17 protein-coding genes are annotated in these 21,544 nt (G+C 70.8%); 10 read left to right on the top strand and 7 right to left on the bottom strand.

What is annotated here, in order from left to right; translation table 11 throughout:
• Positions 1-30 precede the first annotated feature (30 nt).
• From thiE to MKL11_RS01990, 5 genes are all read left to right on the top strand, one after another.
• Complete coding sequence (gene thiE, locus MKL11_RS02010) at positions 31-741, top strand: thiamine phosphate synthase (RefSeq protein ID WP_243939784.1); 711 nt, start codon at positions 31-33, stop codon at positions 739-741.
• Positions 738-1,553 carry a bifunctional hydroxymethylpyrimidine kinase/phosphomethylpyrimidine kinase gene (thiD, locus tag MKL11_RS02005; RefSeq protein WP_243939781.1) on the top strand — a complete coding sequence of 272 codons (816 nt, stop codon included), beginning with the start codon at positions 738-740 and terminating at the stop codon, positions 1,551-1,553. The genes thiE and thiD overlap by 4 nt, the downstream gene beginning before the upstream one ends.
• Positions 1,554-1,650: 97 nt before the next feature.
• Positions 1,651-2,277 (top strand): helix-turn-helix domain-containing protein, encoded by a 627-nt coding sequence (locus tag MKL11_RS02000; protein WP_243939779.1) that lies wholly within the window; start codon positions 1,651-1,653, stop codon positions 2,275-2,277.
• A gap of 104 nt (positions 2,278-2,381) precedes the next feature.
• Entirely contained in the window at positions 2,382-2,771 is a 390-nt protein-coding gene (locus tag MKL11_RS01995; protein ID WP_243939777.1) for a hypothetical protein, read from the top strand.
• Positions 2,768-3,055, top strand: a complete 288-nt coding sequence (locus tag MKL11_RS01990; RefSeq protein WP_243939775.1) for a DUF4258 domain-containing protein — start codon at positions 2,768-2,770, stop codon at positions 3,053-3,055. The genes MKL11_RS01995 and MKL11_RS01990 overlap by 4 nt, the downstream gene beginning before the upstream one ends.
• Positions 3,056-3,117: 62 nt before the next feature.
• Here the strand turns inward: MKL11_RS01990 and MKL11_RS01985 are convergent, their stop codons facing one another.
• From MKL11_RS01985 to MKL11_RS01965, 5 genes are all read right to left on the bottom strand, one after another.
• Positions 3,118-3,699 (bottom strand): ABC-type transport auxiliary lipoprotein family protein, encoded by a 582-nt coding sequence (locus MKL11_RS01985; protein ID WP_243939773.1) that lies wholly within the window; start codon positions 3,697-3,699, stop codon positions 3,118-3,120.
• 121 nt (positions 3,700-3,820) lie between these two features.
• Entirely contained in the window at positions 3,821-4,903 is a 1,083-nt protein-coding gene (locus MKL11_RS01980; protein ID WP_243939771.1) for an MlaD family protein, read from the bottom strand.
• A gap of 98 nt (positions 4,904-5,001) precedes the next feature.
• Positions 5,002-5,811 (bottom strand): ABC transporter ATP-binding protein, encoded by an 810-nt coding sequence (locus MKL11_RS01975; protein ID WP_243939769.1) that lies wholly within the window; start codon positions 5,809-5,811, stop codon positions 5,002-5,004.
• 10 nt (positions 5,812-5,821) lie between these two features.
• Positions 5,822-6,946, bottom strand: a complete 1,125-nt coding sequence (locus MKL11_RS01970) for an ABC transporter permease (protein WP_243939810.1) — start codon at positions 6,944-6,946, stop codon at positions 5,822-5,824.
• Between the two features lie 81 nt (positions 6,947-7,027).
• Entirely contained in the window at positions 7,028-8,203 is a 1,176-nt protein-coding gene (locus MKL11_RS01965) for an MFS transporter (protein ID WP_243939767.1), read from the bottom strand.
• A 530-nt stretch (positions 8,204-8,733) separates the two neighbouring features.
• Between MKL11_RS01965 and MKL11_RS01960 the strand changes: the two genes are divergently transcribed.
• From MKL11_RS01960 to MKL11_RS01950, 3 genes are all read left to right on the top strand, one after another.
• Positions 8,734-9,873 carry a glycosyltransferase gene (locus MKL11_RS01960; protein WP_243939765.1) on the top strand — a complete coding sequence of 380 codons (1,140 nt, stop codon included), beginning with the start codon at positions 8,734-8,736 and terminating at the stop codon, positions 9,871-9,873.
• A gap of 415 nt (positions 9,874-10,288) precedes the next feature.
• Positions 10,289-11,266 (top strand): hypothetical protein, encoded by a 978-nt coding sequence (locus MKL11_RS01955; protein WP_243939763.1) that lies wholly within the window; start codon positions 10,289-10,291, stop codon positions 11,264-11,266.
• Positions 11,267-11,326: 60 nt separating this feature from the next.
• Positions 11,327-11,767, top strand: a complete 441-nt coding sequence (locus MKL11_RS01950) for a DUF1489 family protein (RefSeq protein ID WP_243939761.1) — start codon at positions 11,327-11,329, stop codon at positions 11,765-11,767.
• 52 nt (positions 11,768-11,819) lie between these two features.
• On the opposite strand, the gene MKL11_RS01945 is transcribed toward MKL11_RS01950, so the two are convergent.
• A complete protein-coding gene (locus MKL11_RS01945) occupies positions 11,820-18,956 on the bottom strand; it encodes a hypothetical protein (RefSeq protein WP_243939759.1) in 7,137 nt (2,378 codons plus the stop codon).
• 290 nt (positions 18,957-19,246) lie between these two features.
• Between MKL11_RS01945 and MKL11_RS01940 the strand changes: the two genes are divergently transcribed.
• Positions 19,247-19,570: an Hpt domain-containing protein gene (locus MKL11_RS01940; RefSeq protein ID WP_243939757.1), complete on the top strand. Its 324-nt coding sequence runs from the start codon at positions 19,247-19,249 to the stop codon at positions 19,568-19,570.
• A 146-nt stretch (positions 19,571-19,716) separates the two neighbouring features.
• Positions 19,717-20,037: a 2Fe-2S iron-sulfur cluster-binding protein gene (locus MKL11_RS01935; RefSeq protein ID WP_007568306.1), complete on the top strand. Its 321-nt coding sequence runs from the start codon at positions 19,717-19,719 to the stop codon at positions 20,035-20,037.
• A 6-nt stretch (positions 20,038-20,043) separates the two neighbouring features.
• Here the strand turns inward: MKL11_RS01935 and MKL11_RS01930 are convergent, their stop codons facing one another.
• A complete protein-coding gene (locus tag MKL11_RS01930) occupies positions 20,044-21,219 on the bottom strand; it encodes a vWA domain-containing protein (RefSeq protein ID WP_243939808.1) in 1,176 nt (391 codons plus the stop codon).
• Positions 21,220-21,544: the final 325 nt, after the last annotated feature.

Raw genomic sequence — 21,544 nt, 5'->3', positions numbered from 1 at the left:
GGCCAATTCCGGCGGGGGCAGGCGACCACGATGGCAGCGAGCGCGATCTCCGCGACGGCCGGGAGCCGGCCCGTCGACCTGCGGCTCTACGGTCTCCTCGATGTCGGTGTCTGCGGCGCGGACGGGGATCACCTGGCCCGGCTCGCCGCCGACGCGGTGACGGGGGGCGCCACCCTGCTCCAGTACCGCGAGAAGGACATCCCGGATGCCCGGGCCACGCTGGCGCGGATCCGGGCGATCCAGGCCGCCGTCGGTGGGCGGGTGCCGGTCCTGGTCAACGACCGGGTCGACCTCGCTTTGGCCGCGGGGGCGGACGGCGTCCATCTCGGCCAGAGCGATCTCCACCCGGCCGAGGCGCGCCGCCTGCTGGGGGAGGGGGCGATCATCGGGCTGACCGTGAAAACCGCCGCCCAGGCCGACGAGCTGTACCGGCTCCCGGTCGACTATGCCTGCATCGGCGGCGTGTTCGCCACCACCAGCAAGGACAATCCCGACCCGCCGGTCGGCCTCGACGGGTTTTCGCGCATCGCCTTCCGGGCTCGGCTCGCCCGGGGCGCGGGTTTGCCGCTCGGCGCCATCGCGGGGATCGGCCTGCACAACGCCGCCCCGGTGATCGCCGCCGGAGCGGACGGCGTCGCGGTGATCACCGCCCTGTTCGGGACCGAGCCGGTGCGGCAGCGCGCCCGGGAGCTGCGCGCGGCCATCGACGCCGCCCTTACGGCGCGGGGAGCTGCCCGATGAGCGGCGCCAGCCCGATCGCGGTCACCATCGCGGGCTCGGATTCCGGCGGCGGTGCCGGCATCCAGGCCGACCTGAAGACCTTCTCGGCGCTCGGCGTCTACGGCGCCAGCGTGATCACGGCGCTGACCGCCCAGAACACGAGGGGGGTCCAGGGCATCCACGACGTGCCGGCCGCGTTCGTGGCCCGGCAGATCGACAGCGTCTTCTCCGACCTCGCGGTCGATGCCGTGAAGATCGGCATGCTGTCGCAGATCGCGGTGATCGAAGCGGTCGCCGACGGGCTGGCGCGGCAGGCGGCGACGATCCCGGTGGTCCTCGACCCCGTGATGGTCGCCACCAGCGGCGACCGCCTGATCTCGGAGGACGCCGTGGCGGCGCTCCGGGACAGGCTGCTGGCGCGCGCCGTCCTGATCACCCCCAACCTGCCGGAGGCGGCGGTGCTGCTCGGCGAGGCCGTGGCCGAGGACGAGGCCGGGGCGGCCGCTCAGGCCCGGCGGCTGGTGGCGCTCGGCGCCCGGGCCGTGCTGATCAAGGGCGGCCACGGAACCGGCGCCATGAGCGTCGACCACCTCGTGACCGCCGACGGTCACGCGCAGACCTTCGCGGCCCCGCGCGTTGCCACCCGCAACACCCACGGCACCGGCTGCACGCTGTCCTCCGCGATCACGGCCGGGCTGGCCCGGAGGCTGACGCTGCCGGAGGCGGTGGCGGCCGCCAAGGATTACCTCACGGCGGCGCTCGGCGCGGCCGACCGGTTGGCGATCGGCTCCGGTCACGGCCCGGTCCACCACTTTCACGCGATCTGGCCCTAACTTCAGGGGGCCGCCCGCCTTGCGTCCGGGCAGCGATTGCGTTTGAAGAAGCGTACGATCGTTCGGATAACGGAACGGCCTAGGTGGACCGGTGACGATGCAGGACCAGGCGGAACGGCCCGACCGGGCGCGCGGACGCGACCTGCTGACCGGGGCGCAGGTGCTCTCCGGCCAACTCGGCAAGACGATCCAGCGCCTGCGCAAGGCCTACAATCTCTCGCTGTCGGAGCTCGCCGAGCAATCGGGCGTGGCGAAGTCGATCATCAGCCAGATCGAGCGCAACGAGACCAACCCGACGCTGGCGACGATCTGGCGGCTGTCGCAGGCGCTCGACGTCTCGATCGACCGGGTGCTGGCGGCGGGCGACGAGGAGCCGTTCATCGAGAAGACCTCCCGGGCGGACACGCCGATCCTGGTCTCGGAGGACGGCAAGGTCCGGCTGGCGATCATCGGCTGGATCAAGACGATCGAGTGGCTGCAATGGTACGAGGTCACGGCCGATCTCGGCGGCGTCCTCGATTCGGACCCGCACCAGCGCGGCTCGGTGGAATCGCTCTCGGTCAGCGAGGGCGCGTTCGAGGTCGAGATCGGCGGGATCGTGCAGCGCGCCCGGGCCGGCGAGACCCTGCGCTACCGCTGCGACCGCCCCCATCTCGTGCGCTGCACCGAAGGCCCGGCCCGGGCCACCATGGTGGTGATCCTGAAAGCGGCCGTGATGGAGTGACCGGACGGCGCCGTCTTCTTGCGCGGATCGTCGCGTCGCAGCAAGCTCAAGGCTGAACGGAGTTCAAGGGAATCAGGGGCGGACCCGTGGAGCGCATCAGGCGGTTGCTCTTCGACCACCCACTGGTGAAAGCCGTCGGCCTCGGCCTCTTTGGTCTTCTTGGTAACGTCCTGTCCGGCGCTTACATCTTCGAAATCACGAAGACGATCGACGGAGTACAGATCCTCGATTGGAGCGCCACGCCCTATAGTCGCTCCTTCTGGCTTCTCGTGATCGTCTTGTTGGGCATGGACTTGTACGGCTGGGGGGCCGCCCGCTACGAAAACAGGATGCGCCGCGCATTGAGTGAGGCCGACGTGCTAGGTATCGCGCTTCAGGAACTGGTCGGCCCGATGATCGAAGCGGCGAAACGCGATATTCAGGACGGGAAGCTGCGCACGCTCGACGACGTCAAGCGGATGTTCGGATCCGAGGCGGGGGATCGTCACCCATGAACACGGTGTTCACCCAGCATGCCGTCGACCGCATGCAGGCGCGCGACGTCAACGACATCGACGTGAGCCGCCTTCTCGAAAAGGTCGAGCACGTCTCGAAAGATCGCGAGACCCTGACGCATTCGGAGGATGTCGTCCGCCTAGGCACGCGACACGGCGAAGAGACCTTCATCGTGCGTGCCGGCGACATGAGAGCTGTCTTGGCGCTCACGCAAGACCGGCCGGAGCAAATGATCGTCCTGGGCGTATTCCGGGCTGACGAAGCGCCATCTCCTATCGACTGATTGCCGCCGGGCGCTTGCCGGGCGCTTGAAGGACGGCCGCGTGTGGCCGCCATGATGCCCGATCACCGCCCGGTATTCACCCACCGCACCACGTCGGCCAACACGATGGTCAGGGCCTGATCGAGGGCCTGGGCGCCGTTGCCGGCATCGATCTTCGCCACCGGCACGCGGGCCGTGAAGATCCGGGCGGCCGTCACCTTGCCGGTGCCGTCGGCCACGAGCTTCAGCGACAGGTCGACCACCGCCTCCCCGGTCGTGGCCTGGATGTCAAAGGCGCGGATCTCGCTGATCAGTTGGTAATCGGCCACGACCTTGTCGCCGGGCCGGCTGACCGAGCGGAGCCGGCCGGAATTCTCCAGGCTCTGGAGGAGACGGGTCTGGATCAGCCGCGGCAGCCGATCGGCCCATTGGCCGCCGCCCAGGAAGGCGAGGGCGCCCCCCGCTTCGCGCACGATGATCCGGTCTGCCTCGAACGGCTGGATGCCCACCGGCTCCGAGACCGCGATCGAGCGGCCGGCCGCGACCGGGCGCCTGGCCGGCGGGAGCGCCGCGAGATCGAAGGTCAGCGGTGCCGCGCCGCCGCCGCAGCCGCCCAGGAGGGCGGCGAGCAGCGCGGCAGCGAGAAGGTGGGACGAGCGGGCCATACGCACAACCTGAGGAACCCCGCCGACGCGCGGCAGAGCTGTATAAGCTATGCCGCAGAAACTATCCCTCGCCCGTATCCGTGCCGTGCGCCGGGACACATCGACCCGGCCACCGATGATTTCACCGGCCGCCGTTGTATTCGGGCAACGACGGCTTGCCGCCGAAGATCACCTGGCTCGGGTCGCGCTCCAGGCTGCGCACGGTGCGGTTCAGGGTGTTGAGGGTGCGCTGTCCGTCCCCCGACAGGGCCTCCACCTCACGGCGGCCGGTGCCGCTGAGGCGGCCGAAATTGGTCGAGATGCTGGCGGTGCGCTTGTCCAGGTTCTCCGACATGACCCGGAAGGCCTTGCCGGCATCGCGCACCGAGACCGCGGCGGCGCGGATCTCGGTAAACGTGCTGGAACCCTCCTGGCCCGAGGCGGAGCCGAGGAAGCTCTGGGCGCCGTTGAGCACACCGTCGATCTTGTCGGCCGAGGCGTTGAGCTTGGCCGCCAGCGAGCGGGCATCGTGCACGGCGCCCTCGATGTCCGGGCTGGACTTCGACAGGGCCTCGGAGAAGCGGTCGGCATTGTCGATCACGTGGCCGAGCTTCACCCCGTCCACCGCCTTGACCAGGGTGGCGATGTTCGGGCCGGCATCGGCCAGCGTCTTCGAGAACGCCTCGACGTTGGTCAGCGCCCGGTTGATCGCGCCCTCGTTGCCGGCCACGATCCGGTCGAGCCGGGCGAGCATGTCGTCGGCGCGCTGGGCCACCTGGCGGGCGAGCGCCATCATGTCCTGCATGTCGGAGGAATCGGCGAAGATCGTCGGCGGCTCGCCATTGGCCATCGGCGCGAGCACCGGCGCGTCGGCGTTGCCGCCCGACAGGGAGATCACCGAGACGCCGGTCAGCATCGCCGAATCGAGCCGGGCACGGGTATCGGCCCGCAGCGGCGTCGAGGGATCGACCTTGATCTGGGCGAGCACCCGGCGCGGATCCTGCGGGGCCAGGCGGATATCGGTGACCTCGCCGACCTTGATGCCGTTGAAGTTCACGCTCGACCCGCGGGAGAGCCCCCCGACCGAGCCGGAGAACACGATGCGCACCGTCTGGCTGACCTGCCGCGACGACCCGCCGGAGAGCCACAGCACGGTGCCGAAGCCCGCCAGGATCACGGCGAGGGTGAAGGCCCCGATGAGGGCGTAGTTCGCGCGGGTTTCCATGCGGTCAGCCTGCGGTTCCGCTCGGCGAACCGGGTCCGGCCGAGCTGCGTGTCGCCGATCCCGGACGGGAGCGGGACGGGATCAGGGGGAAGGGGCGGTCAGGCATGCGCCGGCACCCCGGAGGTGATGGCGCGGGCCCGCTTGCCGTGGAAGTACGAGCGCAGCCAGGGGTGGTCGCTCGCCAGCATCTCCTCGATCGTGCCGGCGGCGATGATCTGGCCGTCGCCCAGCGCCGCGATGCGGTCGCAGGCGGTGTAGAGGCTGTCGAGGTCGTGGGTGACCATGAACACGGTCAGGCCCAGCGTCTCCTTCAGGGTCGAGACGAGGTCGTCGAACTCGCCCGCGCCGATCGGGTCAAGCCCCGAGGTCGGCTCGTCGAGGAACAGGATCTCGGGATCGAGCGCCAGGGAGCGGGCGAGCGCCGCCCGCTTGATCATGCCGCCCGACAGCTCCGAGGGCAGCTTGTCGGCGGCGTCCGGTTGCAAGCCGACCATCTCGATCTTGAGCCGAGCGAACTCGTCGAGCAGGCGCTCGGACAGGTGCAGGTGCTCGCGCATCGGCATCTGGATGTTCTGCTTGACGGTGAGCGCCGAGAACAGGGCGCCCTGCTGGAACAGCACGCCCCAGCGCTGCTCCATCCGCCGGCGCTCGGCCTGGGTCATGCCGTCGACGTCGCGGCCGAACACCTCGATCATGCCCGCCCGCTTCGGCGTGAGGCCGAGGATCGTCCGGGTCAGCACCGACTTGCCCTGGCCCGACGGCCCGACGAAGCCCATGATCTCGCCCGCCCGGATGTCGAGGTTCAGCCCCTTGAGGATGGTCCGGTCGCGGAATCCCACCACGAGATCGCGCACCCGGATGATGGGCGCCGGGCCGGCTTCGGTCTCGGGCATGGCGGGGGCGATCATCTGGACGGGCTCAGAAATCGATCGCGGCGAAGAACACCGCGAACAATCCATCGAGGACGATGACCATGAAGATGGACTTCACGACTGAGGCGGTGACGTGGCGGCCGAGGGATTCGGCCGAGCCTTCCACGGCGAAGCCCTCGATCGTGGCGAGGATCCCGATGATCAGTGCCATGAACGGGGCCTTGATCAGGCCGACCATGACGTGGTGCACGCCGACCGCCGCCTGGAGCCGGACGAGGAACTGATCGAGCGTCAGGCCGCCGTACAGCATGGCAGTGAGGCCACCGCCGGTGAGCGCGGCGATGTCGCCGATCAGCGTCAGCATCGGCAGGCCGACCATCAGGGCCAGCACCCGCGGCACGATCAGGATCTCGACGGGATCGAGGCCCATGACCCGCAGGGCGTCGACCTCCTCGCGCATGCGCATCGAGCCGATCTCGGCGGTGATCGCCGAGCCGGACCGGCCCGCGACCATGATCGAGGTGAGCAGCACGCCCATCTCGCGCAGGATCAGCAGGCCGATCAGGTTCACCACGAAGGTCTGGGCGCCGAAGCGCTGGAGCTGGAAGATGCCCTGCTGGGCGACGATGCCGCCGACCAGGAACGAGATCAGCACGATGATCGGGGCGCCATTGAACGCCACCTGCTGGATCTGGTTGACGAGGGCCGTGCCCCGGAAGGTGCTGGGCCGCAGGGCGACGCGCCCGCAGGCGGCGATCACCTCGCCCAGGAAGGCGAGGGCGGTGACGAACTCGTGGCCGCCGCGCACGGTCTCGCGGCCGACCGTATCGAGCACGCTGACGATGCGGCCGGGCCGGCCCGAGGGCACGATTCCGGATTCGGGCAGGCGCACCTCACCCAGCAGGGTGCGATGCTCGGGCCGCACGCCGACATAGGTCAGCGCGCCTCCCGCCTGCGCGATCTCGGCGCGGGTCCGCTCGAGCACCCAGGCGCCCAGCGTATCCAGCCGCTCGATCCCCGACAGGTCGACCGCCACGGCACCGGCCCGGCCGGCGGCCAGGAGGCGTGCCGCATTCGCCTCGACGGTCGGCGCCTGATCGGCGGTCCAGCGACCGTCGAGCGCCAGCCGGCCGTCCGCCGGCCGATCCCGCAGCGACGCGCCGGGAACCATGCCCTCGCTCAGCAAGCCCTCACTCCTCACTTGGAGGCACCTCTCTCGGAGGCACCACCCTGCCGTGTGGTTATGTCGACATTACGGTTGACGATCCGTGTCCAACGTCACCCCCCGGGCGCGTCCGGAGGCGAGGGCCAGGCCCAGGCCGCAGGCGGCCAGCGGCGCCATCAGCAGGAAGGCGAGGGGGCCGCCGGCCCGGTAGGCGATGCCGCTCACCAGGGTCGCGCCCACGGAGATGCTCGCGTTGACGGCGCTCAGCGTGCCCTGCGCCCGCCCCCGGGCGCCCTCGGGGGCGAAAGCCGACACCGCCGCCATCGCACCGAGCTGCGTCGCCCCGAAAGTCAGGCCGTGCAGGCATTGAAGCGGCACCAGGGCGGCCAAGTGATCGCCCAGGAGATACATGCCGATGGCGCGCAGGATCGCCGCGCCGGCGCCGAGGGCCAGGAGCCGCATCGGGGCTCGCCAGGAGGCGGGCAGGGCGGTGATGCCGGCAAACAGCGCGATCTCGGATAGGACGCCGGTCGCCCAGAGCGCGCCGACCCAGACCGGCGCAATGCCCTGGCTCGTCCAGTAGATGCTGCCGAACCCGTAGATCGCCCCGTGGCTCGCCTGGATCGCCGCCGCCGCGCCGATACAGAGCCAGAGCGTCAGCGGCAGGCGCGCCCGGACGGCGCCGGGCGGGACCTGGGGCAGGGCCACCACCGAGCGGCTGCGCCAAGCCACGAGGCCCGCCGCCAGGGCGAGGCCGGTCAGCAGAAGCGGCACCGCGAGCTGGCCGCCGAGCGCCGAGAGCAGGAATCCCCCCGCCAAATTGGCCAGCAGGAACGCGATGGAGCCGGCCATCCGGATCCGGGCATAGATCAGGCGGGCGTCGCGGCGCACGGCCGCCAGGGTCAGGTAATCGATGCACGGGACCAGCGGCGCGCCCGCGACGGCGTTGAGGATGACCAGCATCGCGAGGAAGGGCCAGCCGATCCCGGCGGCGCCCGGCATCAGCGCGTAGGTCAGGCTGAGGGCGAGGCTGCCGAGCAGGATCAGCCGGCGCGGGCCCAAGCCCCGGTCGAGCAGGCTCATCAGCGGCGCCGTCGCGACGATCCGGGTGGCGATCGGCAGGGCGAGCAGCACGCCGATCACCCGGGCGTCGAGGCCGAGGCCGTCGAGCCAAAGCGGCATGAACGGCATCGCGATGCCGATCTCGGTGAAGACGACGGCGTAGAGCAGCGACAGGCGCGCCGGGCCGGACGGGCGGTGCAAGGTTGGGACGGGGGTTTTCGAGGGCGAGGCGGCGGAACGATCAGGCGGCGAGATCCGGGACGGCGCAAGCGGTACCCCGACCGTGGGCTCGGTTGCCGTAAGCGCCCGCTGCATTCCTCGCAACGTTCTCGGCGACTTTCCTGGTTCTCGGCATTTTCTTGGCAACCCAGCAGCCTGACCACGTTGGCGACGCGATCGGGCGGAAACTGGGAACGTCCATGAGGGTCGACGCTCCAAACGGGTGCCGATGCCCGTCCCGTGCTCCTGCCGCCCGGGATTCCCGAAGCCCGCCGGTCGAGTGCCGACCGGCGCCACGATCCGTGGTTCGGCCTCGGCACGGACGCGCGCTGCCGATCCCATCTCAGCCACCGGCATCAAAGCCGGCGACGAACCCATTTTCAATGGAGAAACAATGTAAACAGAAAATTAAACAACAATTTATGATCGCCGAGAACAAATTATCGTACTGAACGACGCCCTATGCCCAAGGCCAAAACGTCCTCTGGGCGGCCCGATCGAGACCGGAGGTCTTGATCAGAGGGCGGCGACGAGTCATCGGCATGATTCAGCTCTATGCTCTGAGATACCCGTTTCTGTTCAGCGTTCCCGTCTTGAGCCAGCTGGCCGGCCTGCAGAAAATGTTTGCGCGCAGCCCGCAGACCTTCGCGCCGGACATGCCGATCGCCGGCCTGTTCCTGAGCCTGGATCCACCGATCTTCTGCAGCCAGCCGCGGCCACCGCCCTTCGGCGCGGCGCATTATTTCGCGTCCCGGTTTCCGGACGAGCCGTTCATCTTCCTGCATCCCGTCACGATGAGCCTCGAGCGGCCGACCTACGCCCTTTCGCTAGCGGTGCAGTATCATCGGTTCCGCAAGGCGCATCCCGGCGCCCGTCTCATCGTCATGGCCAACACAGACGCCGAAGAGCGACTGCTGCGCAGGCTCGGGGTCGATGCCTTGCGTGTGCCGCAGAACATGTTCATCGACGAGACCATGTACGTCCCGGTCCCGGGTCGGGAACGGACCTACGACGCCATCTACAATGCCATGCTCGCTCCGATGAAGCGGCACGATCTGGCGCGGCTGGTGCCGAGCTGCGCCTATGTGACCAAGCTGTTCGATCACTGGTCGCCCGGCCTGAAGCGATCACAGTTGAACAAATTCGTGACGCACCTGCCGAGCGGTCACGCGATCTGCAATACAATAACCGGTGGCATCCTCTCACCGATGGACCATATCCAGGTCAACGACGCGATGGCGTCGGCCCATGTCGGCCTGTGCCTGTCGAAAGTCGAAGGCGCGATGTACGCGGGCACCGAATACCTCCTGGCCGGATTGCCCGTCGTGTCGACCCGCAGCAAAGGCGGCCGGGATGCGTTCTTCCACCCTGACACGACCTTGATCGTCGACGACAACCCGCGCGCCGTTCAGGACGGGGTCGCCGCCATGAAGGCCCGCGCCCTGCCGCCCGAATACATCCGCACGACGACGTTGCGCTTGATGACCGCGGAGCGGGAACGCTTCAACACGTTCATGGACGCGTTACGGGGACGCGAAAGCGAGCGCACCGATCCCCGCTGGTCGTTCCGTTACTATCCGAAGGTTCAAAAATGCGGGTCCGTGTCGAGTTTTGAGAACGAGCTCACCGACGCCCGGAGCGCAAGGCTTTGATGCGCCGGTTCATCCCGGGCACGCAACACGGATATCGCGTCGCCGGCACGTCGCCGCAACGCGACAACCTCGCAGCCGGCCGCGTATCGATTTTTGAGTACGGCCACCGGTGTGCCCAGCCGAGAGCCGCCTCTCGCCCTTCGCCGACCTGCTCGGCAGGGATCTCGCAACGGAGTTCTATTGGATAAAATATCGGTCGCCTTCGCCCCAACTCCGAATTTGGCACGATCTCACGCCTATAAGCCAAATTCATGAAGGTTGAGCGAATTGAATGACCGGCCGCCCGGTGCGTAAAACCATTTGAAAATAAATCACCGCCTCAGCGTTAGGCCCCCGTTAAACTGCCCCTGTCACATTGGTTGCGCACGACCTCCCGGCCGTCGCCGCACCGGCCTTTCGGGTTCGGAGGGATCCCATGTCCGGTTCAGCCCCTGCAGGTGCGCTCGCCGAGTACGAAGCGATCGAGGCGACGATCTGCCTCAGCGAACGCGGGCGCTGGTTCCTGGCCGAATATGCCCGCCGCAACCGTGCCGCGGAGACCGAGATGCTGCTCGGCGCGATGAGCCGGCTGGAACACGCGGTAACCGCTGAGCGGGATCACCAGACCTTCGGGCAGCTGCACGGCAACCTCGTCGAGATGGCCGCGGCGATCAACCAGACCAAGGCCGAGATCGCCGCGATCAGCGCGCGGGACAACGAGCAGACCCGCCTCACCCAGGCCTCGCTGGCGCTGGACGCCATCGTGCGCGAGACCGAGCAGGCGACCTCCGACATCCTCGGCTCGGCCGAGGCGATCCAAGAAGCGGCCTGGATCCTGCGCGAGCGGGGCGCCGACGCGCCGACCTGCGACGCGCTGGATCGGCACGCGACGGCGATCTACACCGCCTGCTCGTTCCAGGACCTCACCGCCCAGCGCACCGCCCGGATCGTCTACACCCTGCGCTACCTCGAAGACCGGCTCGCCGCGATGATCGCGATCTGGGGCAGCGAGGCCGAGCGGGTGCCGCCGATGCCCCGCGACCCGGCGGCCGGCACCCGCCCGGAGGTCCAGCTATCCGACCTCTGCCAGAGCGACATCGACCGCTACATCGCCATGGAGGTTCCGGCCGTCACGGCTGCGGCGCTCGTGGCCCGCCCCGGAAGCCCGCCGCTCCACGAGGACATCGTGTTCCTGCCGGTCTCGGACGGGGCGGAGACCGAGGCGGTGATGGAGGCCGAGGCGGCCGTGTTCAGCGATGACGCGGTCGACCATGACGGATCTGCGGAAGCCGAGGATTGGGCCGATATCATCGCCGCCGCCCCCGAACCCGCCGCCGAGCCGGATGCGCCGATCCTGAGCTTCGCGGCGATCGACGCGCTGCCGCCGGAGCAGCGGCTCGCCCTGTTCGCCTGACGGCGCCGCGCAGCCCTGCTATCAGGAGCGCCCGCCGAAGGTCGTGAGACGAAAACGCCCGTGGCCCTGAACCTGATCAAGCTCTGCGTCGGACCCACCTCGATCGCCGACCTCGAAGCCCGTCAGGAGCGGTTCCGGGCCGAGGCGCTGCGCGAGGGACGCCCGGCCGTTTCGTTCCACGTCACCCGCACCCTGCCAAAGCGCCATCGCGAGATTACTGGCAAGGGCTCGATCTACTGGGTGATCCGCGGGACCCTGTCCTGCCGGCAGGCGATCACCGCCATCGAGAAGCTGACCGGGGAGGACGGCATTCCGCGCTGCCGGCTGGTCTTCGACCCGCGCCTCGTACCCGTGTCGCCCCGCCCCTGCCGGCCGTTCCAGGGCTGGCGCTACCTGACGGCCCGCGACGCGCCGGCCGATCTGGGGGCCGGGCAATCGGGCGACCTCGCCGAGATGCCCGAGGCCCTGCGCCGCGAACTGGTCGGACTCGGCCTGCTCTGAACGCCCTGCTCTTTCGGCGCGGGCCCTATGAGCGCCCGCGCCGGCTGTCGTCCTAAGCCCCGTCGAAGCGCCCGCTGGCATGGGCCAGCATGGTGTAGACCTTGCCGGTCTCCGAGGTGAGGTAGGCGTCGGTCCGCTTGGCGTCGCTGTCGTTCTTGACCACGTCGCCGAGCAGCCGCTCGAACTCACCCACGTAGCGGTCGACGCTGCGGCGGAACTCCGCATCCGACAGGTAGCGGCGCTGGATCTCCGCGAAGGTGGTCCGGCCCTGCGCGGTGTAGATGCGCGGGTCGAACAGGTTCGGCTCGCCCCGGCGGTAGCGCTCCCACAGGTCGACCGCGGTCCGGTGCTCGATCATCCGGGCGATGTCGGTCGAGATCGTGTCCAGGGCGATCCGGCCGGTCTCGGCGGGAGCCTGGGACGTGGCTTGGGCCGGTGTCTGAGACGGGCGGCCCGCCGGCGCCGGGGCGGCGGCATTGGTCGCCTCCGCCTCGGCATCGTCGTCCTCATCCAGGGAGGCGCGGGTCAGCAGGTCGGACAGCCAGCCGCGCTTGGCACCGCCCGCCGTCATGGCGACGGGGCGGGCGGTCGCGGACGGCCGCGGCGCCTCGATCCGGGCCTGACCGGTGGCGGACCGCACCGGGGCAGGGGGCGCCGGCAGCGCCGGAGCCGACACGGTCTGGACAGGTGCCGCGGACGGAGCCGGAGCGCTGCTGGCCTGCGGCGCCGCGACGGCGCGGGACCCGCCCTCCGCCACCCGGCGCTGGGCCTGCGGCTGGGCGACATCCACCGAGCGCGTGGTGCGGGAGACCAGGGCGGAGAGCTCGTTGAGCGCCTTGATCTGGTCGGCCACCACCCGGCGCATCTCGCCGGTGGCGTCCTGCGTCTCGCGCGGCAGGTCGAGGACGCCCCGGGCGAGTTCGGCGCGGGTCGCGTCGAGTTCGCCGCGGATCGAGCCCGCCATCTCCCGCAGGGACGAGACGGAAGCGCCGAACTTGGTCTGCGCTTCGTCGAGGCCGCTGCGCATCTCCCGGGCCGCCTCCTCGATGGCCTGGCGCACGCCCTGGGCCGCCTTCTCGCTCTCGGCCCCGGCGCTGTCCTTCAGGCCCTCGAAGGCGCTGGTGACCGAAGCCCCCGCACCTTCCGCCGAGCGCGTCAGCGACTCGCCGACGGCGCGGGCGCGCTCCTCGGCACTGCGCAGCGTCCGCTCGATCGTCTCGGCGAGGGCGCCGCCCTGCTGCTCCAGGACGTTGGCGCGGGCCTCGAAGCCGGCCAGCGCCTCCGCGAGCGCGGCCTCGCGTCCCGACAGGGTCGCCCCCAGCCGCTCCTCGATCGCCGCGAGCGAAGAGGCCGCCCGGTCGAGCGCCGACACGTGCACGGACGTCTGCTCGCCGAGCGCGCGGCCGCGGCCGTCGAGGGTCTCGGCGAGGCCGGACGCCTCGCGCAAAGCCGTGTTGGCGACCTCGCGCAGGGCCTCGACCTGGGCCGAGACACCCGCGGTGGCGCGGCCGGTCTCGGAGGCGATGCGCTGCAGCGCCGTCTGGACCTGCTCGACCCGGCCGGCCAAGCCCTGCTCGATCGCGCCGAGATTGGTGCCGGCACCGGAGACCAGTTCGCCCAGCGCCGCGTTGGCGCCCTCGATCCGCTGGAGGACGGCGCCCAGCTCCCGGCCGAGCCGGTCGTTGGTCTCGAACAGCTCGGTGAGGGCGCGGCCTGCACCGTCGTCGATGGCGGCGCGGAGCAGCTCGGCCGAGGCCCGTGACTGTGCGGCCAGTTCCTCGGTCTGCAGCCGCAGGGTTTCCGCCAGCGGCACGCCGGTCTCGATCAGCACCCGCTCGATCGAATCGGCGCGATCGGCGAGGGCACGGGACAGGTCGAGCATCGGCCCGTCGATGGCGGCGCGCAGGCGCGCGACATGCCCTTCCAGGCTGTCGCCGACCGCACGGCCGCTGCCGTCGACGCTGGCGATCAGCGCCCCGCCCTTCTCCTCGATGGCGCGGACCAGCGCCTCGGCGCTCTCCGCGAGGCGGCGGGACAGGGCCTCGCCGCGGGCATCGACCAGGGCGCCCAACGCGGTGGCCCGGCGCTCGAAGCCGGCCCCCAGCGCCTCGGTGCGGGCATCGATCAGGCCGGCCAGCGCGGCCTCGCGTCGGCTGAGCGTCTCGGCCAGGGCAGCGTTGTGCGCGTCGACCTGCTCGGCATGCGCCCGCGCCCGCTCGTCGAGGGCCGCCACCAGGCTGGCGGTGCGCTCGTCCATGAGGCCCGCGAAGGCGTCGTGGCGGTCGTCGAAGGCGCTGGCCAGGGTCTCGGCGCGCTGGGCGACCAGGGTGGCGAACAGCCGCATGCGGCTGTCGATGCGCTGGGTGAAGGCGTCGGCGCGGGCGTCGACGCCCCGGGCCAGGGCCTCGCTCTGCGCCTCGACGGAGTGCACCAGGGCGGCGGTGCGCCCTTCGACGACGCCGTCCAGGTCACGGATCCGCGCGTCGAAAGCCTCGACCAGCGAGCCGGTCCGTCCCTGCGCGGCATCGAGCAGCGCCTGGCTGCGCTCGCCGACGAGCGTCTCGATCGCCGAGCGGGCCTCGTCGAAGGTCGCGCGCAGGGTCTCGATCCGGGCGTCCAGGAGGGCGGCGACGCCCGTGGGCGCCGCATCGAGGAGGTTGCGCAGATCCTGCGTGCGCGCCTGGACCGCCATGGCGATCTCCCGGCCACGGTTCTCGACGGAGATTTCGAGGCTGGATTGCGCCCGCTCGAACAGGGTCTGGAGTTGCCCGCTCTGCACCTGGAAGGCCTCGGCGAACTGGGTCTCGCGCGCTTCGAGCAGGCCGGCGATGGCCGGGCTCGCCTGCTCGATCACGCTCTGCAGGGCCTGGGTCCGGTGCTCGATCGTCCCGGCGATCTCGCGGCTGCGACCATCGACCAAACGGTCGATCTCCGCCTGCGCGCGCTCGAACAGGGCGCGCAGGTCCGCGAAGCGGGCGTCCAGCAGGTCGGCCATGTCGGTGGGGGCGGCGTCGAGGGTCTGGCGCAGGCCCTCGGTCCGGGTCGTGATCGTGTCGGCGAGTTCCTGGCCGCGCACCTCGACGAGGTCGCGCAGGCCGGACTGGGCCTCCTCGAACAGGGCCCGCAGGCGCTGCGTGCGGCTGTCGAGGGTCGCGGCGAGCTGGCGCTCCCGGGTCTCGACCAAAGCGGTGACGGCGGCGGGCGCCTCCTCCAGCATCGTCCGCAGGGCCTGGATCTTGGCGTCGACCGAGGCGGCGAAACGGCCGCCCCCGCCTTCAACCACCGCGTCGAGGGCGTTGTGGGCCTCCTCGAACAGGGTCCGCAGGCCCTGGGCGCGGGCATCCAGGGTCTCGGCGAGGCGGTTGCCGCGGCCTTCGACGAGGTTCTCCAGATGGCCGAGACGCTCGTCGAACAGGCTGCCCAGCGCCTGCGTCCGGGAATCCAGGCTGCCGGCGGCGCTGCCGAAGGCTTCCTCGACGGCCGCGATCAGCGCGTGGCTCCGGGTGTCCAGCGCCTCGTTGAGCGGGCCCATGCGGCCGTCGAGGGTGCTGGCCAGGGTGCCGGCATGGCCGTCCAGCATCACGCGGATCTGGTTGGTGCGGTCGTCGAGCAGGCCGTGGACCGAGCGCACGCCCTCGTCGAGCAGGCCGCTGATATCGGCGGTGCGGCTCGACAGGGTGTGGCCCAGGCGCCCTTCGCCGGCCTCGAGCATCCGCTCGGCATCCGCGATGGTCTGCTGGAGCTTCGACAGGACGCTCTCGCCGCGCTGGTCGATCAGTTCGGCCAGCGAGGTGCCGCCGCGGTCGAACAAGCGCGCCAGCTCGGTGATGCGGCCGCCGATCGCGCCGAACACGCTCCGGCCCTTCTCGTCGAGCTCGCTCGACATGGCGGTGATGCGCTCGTCGATCAGCTTCGCGAGCAGCTCCGAGCGCTCGGCGAAGGCGGCACGCACGTCCTCGGTCCGGTCGGACAGGGCCGCGTCGGCGCTCTGGGCGCGCTCGTCCACCAGCTGGACGATCTCCTGCACGCGCCCCGACAGCGAGGCTTCGAGAACGCGCGTCGATTCCGCGACGGCGCCCGTGAGGGTACCGATGCTCTCGGCCATCGCCCTGTCGATGCCGCCGGTGCGGTCGGTGATCGTGGCGACGAGATCGCGGGTGCGGCCGGCCAGTTCCTCGTCGACCGCGCGGGTGCGCGCCTCGATCAGGCGGATCGCCTCGAAGGCCTGCACGCCAAAACTCTCGTTCACGAGGCGGGCGCGCTCCTCCAGGGCGTCGGCGATCGCCTGCAGGCGGCTGATCACGCCGGCATCGAAATGCTCCGCGCTGCCCGCGATGCGGCGGGCCATCTCGGCGGTGCGCCGGTCGATGTCCTGCCCGAGCCCTTCGGCCCGGCCATCGAGCACCGCGACCAGGTTGCGGCTGCCCTCTTCCATGATCCGGGCCATCTCCCCGGTCCGGGCGGCCAGCGCCTCGTTCAGGGCCTGGCCGCGGGAATCGATCCGGCCGTCGACATGGTCGACCAAGTTCGCCACGACCTCGCCGATCTCGGCCGCGCGCTTGGCCGAGCGCTCCTCAAGATTGCCGAGATGGGTCTCGACCAGGCTGCCGGCCTCGCGGGCGCGGGTCGCGATGGTCTCGGCCACCGCCTGGCCCTTGACGGTGATGAGCCGGTCCATCTCCTCCAGACGGGCTCCGACGGTCTCGCCCAAGGTCGCGGTGTCGCGGCCGATGCGGTCGGCCAGGCTGTCGCCGCGGGCGATGGTCTCCTGCAGGGCGGAGAGGCGGCTGCCCAGGGTCTCGTCGATCGCCCGGACGCGCACGTCCGCGGTCTCGGCGAAGCTGGCGCCGGTCTGGCTGAGGGTGTCGGCGATGCGCGCGCCCTGGCTCGCCACCGCGAGCACGATGTCGCGGCCGGTGCCGCTAATCCGGGTCTGAGTCTCCTCGGCGTGGCTGGCCAGGAGCTCGGCGACGCCCTTGCCATGCGCGCCGAAGGCGGCCTCCATCTCCCCGATGCGGGCGGCGAGGTCGTCCGAGATGGCGCGGGCGGCCTGCGTCAGGCTGCCGGTGGCATCGCCGGTGCGGGCGGACAGCTCGCGGTTGAGGTCGTCCAGGGCGGCGCGCAGGGCGGACACGGCCGCGGAGCCGCGCTCGCCGAACTCGGTGCCAGCCCGGTCGGCCGCGTCGCGGAAGCGGGCCAGCAGGTCTGCGGTCTCGGCCTCGACGGCTCCGGTCACCTCGGCCGAGCCGTGGCGCAGGGTCTGGAGGGTCTCGACCAGGCGGGCGGAGGCCTCGCGGGTATGGGCCTCGACCTCGCCGGTGACGGCGCTTGCCGAGCCGCGCAGGGACTGGACCGCGGAGGCGGCGCCGGCCTCGAAGCCGTGGCCCAGCGCCGAGAAGGCACTCTCCAGGCTCTCCGTGGCCGCCTGGGTCCGGTCGGTGATGTGGCCGCCGGCCCGCTCGGCCGCGGCCGCGACGCGGGTCTCGAGATCCGAGGCCTGGATCGTCACGGTGTCGTGCAGGCGCGCGGCGATGCCGTCCATGCGCTCGGCCAGGGCGTTGCCGCGGTCCGCAACCGTCTCGGCGATCCGCTCGGCGGTGCCGAGCAGGTCGTCGCGCACCGCGCCGGCCTGGCTGGTCAGCGTCTCGCCGACGCCGCCCATGGCCAGCGCCAGGGCGGCCTGGGCGTCGCGCCCGCGGCTCTCGATCGCCTCGGCGACGGACAGGCCGGCATTCTCGATCTCGGCACGCAGGGCCAAGCCTCGGCCGGCGATGTCTTGGGTCAGGGCCGCGCCGGTCTCGGCGAAGCGGGCGGTGATCTGGGTGCCCATCGCGCCGAAGCGCTCCGTCAGCTCGGAGCCCCGCGAGAGGAAGGCGTTCTCCAGGCCGATCACCGAGCGCTCGAAGCTCTCGCGCACGACGCCGCCCTGGCGCTCCAGGGACTCGCTGACGCGCAGGCCGGTCTCGGCAAGGCTCTGGGCCACGGAGGCGGTGCTCTCCGCGATCCGCCCGGTAAGGGCGGTCCCGGTCGCCTCGAAGGCGCCGCTCACGTCGCGGGCGCGGGTCTCGAAGGCCCGCGTCAGGGTCTCACCGACTTCCAGCAGGCTGCCGCGCACGCCCTCACTGGTATTCGCGAGGCTCTCGATCAGCTCGTCACCGCGCCCGGTCATCAGGTTGACGACGCGATCGCCCGCCTCGCCCAGGGAGGCGGTTATGGCGGCGCCGCGGGCGTCGAGCGCCCCGGTCACGCGCTCGCCCGCGCCGGTGAGCGCCATGACGATCCGCTCGGACGCGCCCTCGAGCTCCTGGCTGAGGCTCTGATGCGAGCCGGTGATCGCGCCGCGCACCCGCTCGGCGTTGGTGACGATGGATTCCCGCTGGGCGACCAGCTCCTCGACCAGGGAGCGGATGCGGATCTCGTTGTCGGAATACGCCCGCTCCAGGGTGGCGATCTCGCCGCGGACCAGGGTCTCCAGCTCGCCGGCCCGGGCCAGCGCACGCTCGACGCCGTCGCCGACCGCGGCGACTTCCCGGCGCACCGTCTGCGACATGGTCAGGACGGCGTCGGTGGAAAAACTCTCCGGCTCGGCGAGGCGCACCGCGACCTCGCCGACCGCGCGGGCAACGAGGCGCATCTCCTGCGCCCGGGCCGCCAGCATGGCGGCGATCACGAACAGGACGACCGGGCCGAGCAGGGCCGCGGCGCCCACGGTCGCCTGGAGGGCGGTGAGGCCCGAGACGACGCCGCGCAGGTCGCCGCCGGATTGCAGCCAGGCGACCAGCACCAGGCCGGCGATCCAGGCGAGCCCGGCCAGCAGTGCGAACAGGTAGGGCTTGGGCGAGGAGCGCACCCGCAGGGTCTGCTGCAGGATGCCGATGTTGCGCCGGTCGTCGTTCGCCACCAGCGAGCGGTCGGGGGGCAGCAGGCCGCCCTCGCGGCGCAGGCGCTCGCGGCCGGGCGGGGGCAGGTCGGAGGCCAGCGGCGGATCGAGGTCGAGGCGCGGCGGCATCTGGCGGCCGGCCGGATCGAGGGCGCCGTCGAGCAGGGGATGGGCATCCCCGACATCGGGCAGGCGCGGCTCGGCGCGGCTCTCGGTGCCGGTCGGCGTCAGGGCGTCGAGGTTCAGCGCCTGCTCGATCGCAGAGAGCGCGGCCTCGGCCGGGTCCTTCAGCTTCTTCTCGGTCGCCATTCAACGCCTCGTCACACGGGTTTCACCGGCACCTGGGGAGGCTGATGCCAGAGACGCAACGTCCCGTTTACCATTACAGGATTAGACGCGGACACCGATTGCCGATACCCGAGCCGCCGTCCGACCCCAGAAACCGTTAACGCTATGGTTACTGCGGCCGCTGCCTTCCGGCTCCACCATCTTGGCGCAGATGAGGGTCCCTGCGCGATCCCCGTCCGGCGAATCAGGGGGTGAATCATGGGGATCGGTTCGGCAACCCCCAGAAGAATGCGGATTCCGGGAGTGCGCGCATGCTGGCCATCGATCGTGCGGAGCTCGATGCGCAGACCGGCGGCGACGCCGAGCTGGCCGGCGAGGTGCTGGCACTGTTTGCCGGGCAATGCCGATCAATCCTGCTCCGGCTGACCGATCCGTCCCTGCCCAGCGCGCAGCGCGCCGACCTCGCCCATACCCTGAAGGGCTCGGCCGCCGGCGTCGGCGCCACGCGGGTGCGCGCCTGCGCGGACGCCGCCGAGGCGCAGTTGCGGGCCGGCACGGAGGCTGTCGCGCTCGACGACCTCGTGCAGGCGGTCGCGGCGGCGCTGGAGGAGATCGAGCCGGACACCGAGTCTTAAGAGCGTCGGTCCGCCGAGCGCATGCGGATGCGGCGATCGATCCGGAACGGACCGCCGCCACCGCGCTTGCATTCCATGGCCTCAGCCGCCAAGCAGTCACCCCGCCCGTCGAAGCGAGGCCGCTCGACGCGAGCCCGGAGCCGAGCATGCCCAAGATCACTTACGTCGACCACGCCGGGACGGAGAGGACCGTCGAAGGCAGCGTCGGCGCGACCGTGATGGAGACGGCGTTGCGCAACAACGTCCCGGGCATCGACGCGGAATGCGGCGGCGCCTGCGCCTGCGCCACCTGCCACGTCTACGTGGCCGACGACTGGATCGACGTCGTGGGCAAGGCGCAGGACATGGAGCAGGATATGCTCGATTTCGCCTCCGACGTGCGCGAGAATTCCCGCCTGTCCTGCCAGATCAAGATCGCGCCGAACCTGGATGGGCTCGTGGTCTCGACCCCCGCGCAGCAGGGGTAGCGACCCTCACCGCACCAGCGCCCGGGCCGCCGCGTCGAGCCCGTCGAGGGTCAACGGGAACATCCGGCCGCCCACGAGCCGCTGCACCATCCCGATCGACTGGGTGTAGCCCCAGTGGGTCTCCGGTATCGGGTTGAGCCACGCCGCCTTCGGGAAATGGTCGAGGAGCCGCTGCATCCAGACAGCGCCGGGCTCCGCGTTCCAATGCTCCACCGAGCCGCCCGGCGTGGCGATCTCGTAGGGGCTCATCGAGGCGTCGCCCACGAACACCACCCGGTAGTCGCTGCCATAGGTGCGGATCACGTCGAGCAGGGGGGTCTTCGCCTCGTGCCGACGCCGGTTCTCGGTCCAGACCGCCTCGTAGGGGCAGTTGTGGAAGTAGTAATGCGCGAGGTGCTTGAACTCCGAGCGCGCCGCCGAGAACAGCGCCTCCGCCTGCGCGATGTGCCAGTCCATCGAGCCGCCCACGTCGAGGAACAGCAGCACCTTGACGGCGTTGCGCCGCTCCGGCCGCAGCCGCACGTCGATATAGCCCTGGCGGGCGCTCTCGCGGATCGTGCCGTCGAGGTCGAGCTCCTCGGCCGCCCCCGTCCGGGCGAAGCGGCGCAGCCGCCGCAGAGCGAGGCGCATGGTGCGCGCGCCGATCTCGCGGTCGTCGTCGAGATCCTTGAATTCGCGCTTGTCCCAGACCTTCACCGCGCGGAAGTTGCGGTTCCCGTCCTGGCCGATGCGGATACCCTCGGCATTGTAGCCGTAGGCGCCGAACGGGGAGGTCCCGCCGGTGCCGATCCATTTCGAGCCGCCCTGGTGGCGCGCCGTCTGCTCGGCCAACCGCTGCTTGAGCGTCTCGAACAGCTTGTCCCAGCCGAGCGCCTGCAGTTCGGCCTTCTCGGCCTCGGTCAGGTACTTCTCCGCGAGCTTGCGCAGCCATTCCTCGGGGATCGCCGCGGGCTCCACCGCCGCGCCGAGGGTCTCCAGCCCCTTGAACACCGTGCCGAACACCCGGTCGAACCGGTCGAGATGCGCCTCGTCCTTCACCAGCGCGGTGCGCGACAGGAAGTAGAACGCCTCGACATCGTGTTCGGCCAGGCCCCGGTCGAGGGCGCCGAGCAGGGTCAGGTACTCCTTGAGGGAGACGGGTACCTTGGCCTCCCGGAGGGCCGTGAAGAAGTGCAGCAGCATCCTGGAAGAACGCGCCAGCACGACGCCCGGGTCAAGCCCAGGCGAATCAGACAAGCTTACGGTCGGCCGGGCAGGATGTCCGGGCCTTCTCCCCGAGTCGTCGCGGATGGTCGACAAGATTCAGCGGCAGACAAAGGCCTAATGCAGAGGCACCTGGAGAGTCTCCGCTGGCCCCGGAGACTCATAAGTTGGGCATAAGTCGTCGAATCTGTTGATATGTGCCCGGACAAGCCTCGCGCAGTCACTGAAACCGTCACGGGAATCGCTCAACTCGGGGCATCAGGTGTGTTCAGCCGCGAGGACGCGTGCCGCACCGAACGAAGCG

The organism is Methylobacterium sp. J-077 (assembly GCF_022829365.1).
Classification (GTDB): Bacteria; Pseudomonadota; Alphaproteobacteria; order Rhizobiales; family Beijerinckiaceae; genus Methylobacterium.
The sequence above is the reverse complement of the archived record's forward strand: the minus strand, read 5'-3'. Positions and strand labels throughout refer to the sequence as shown.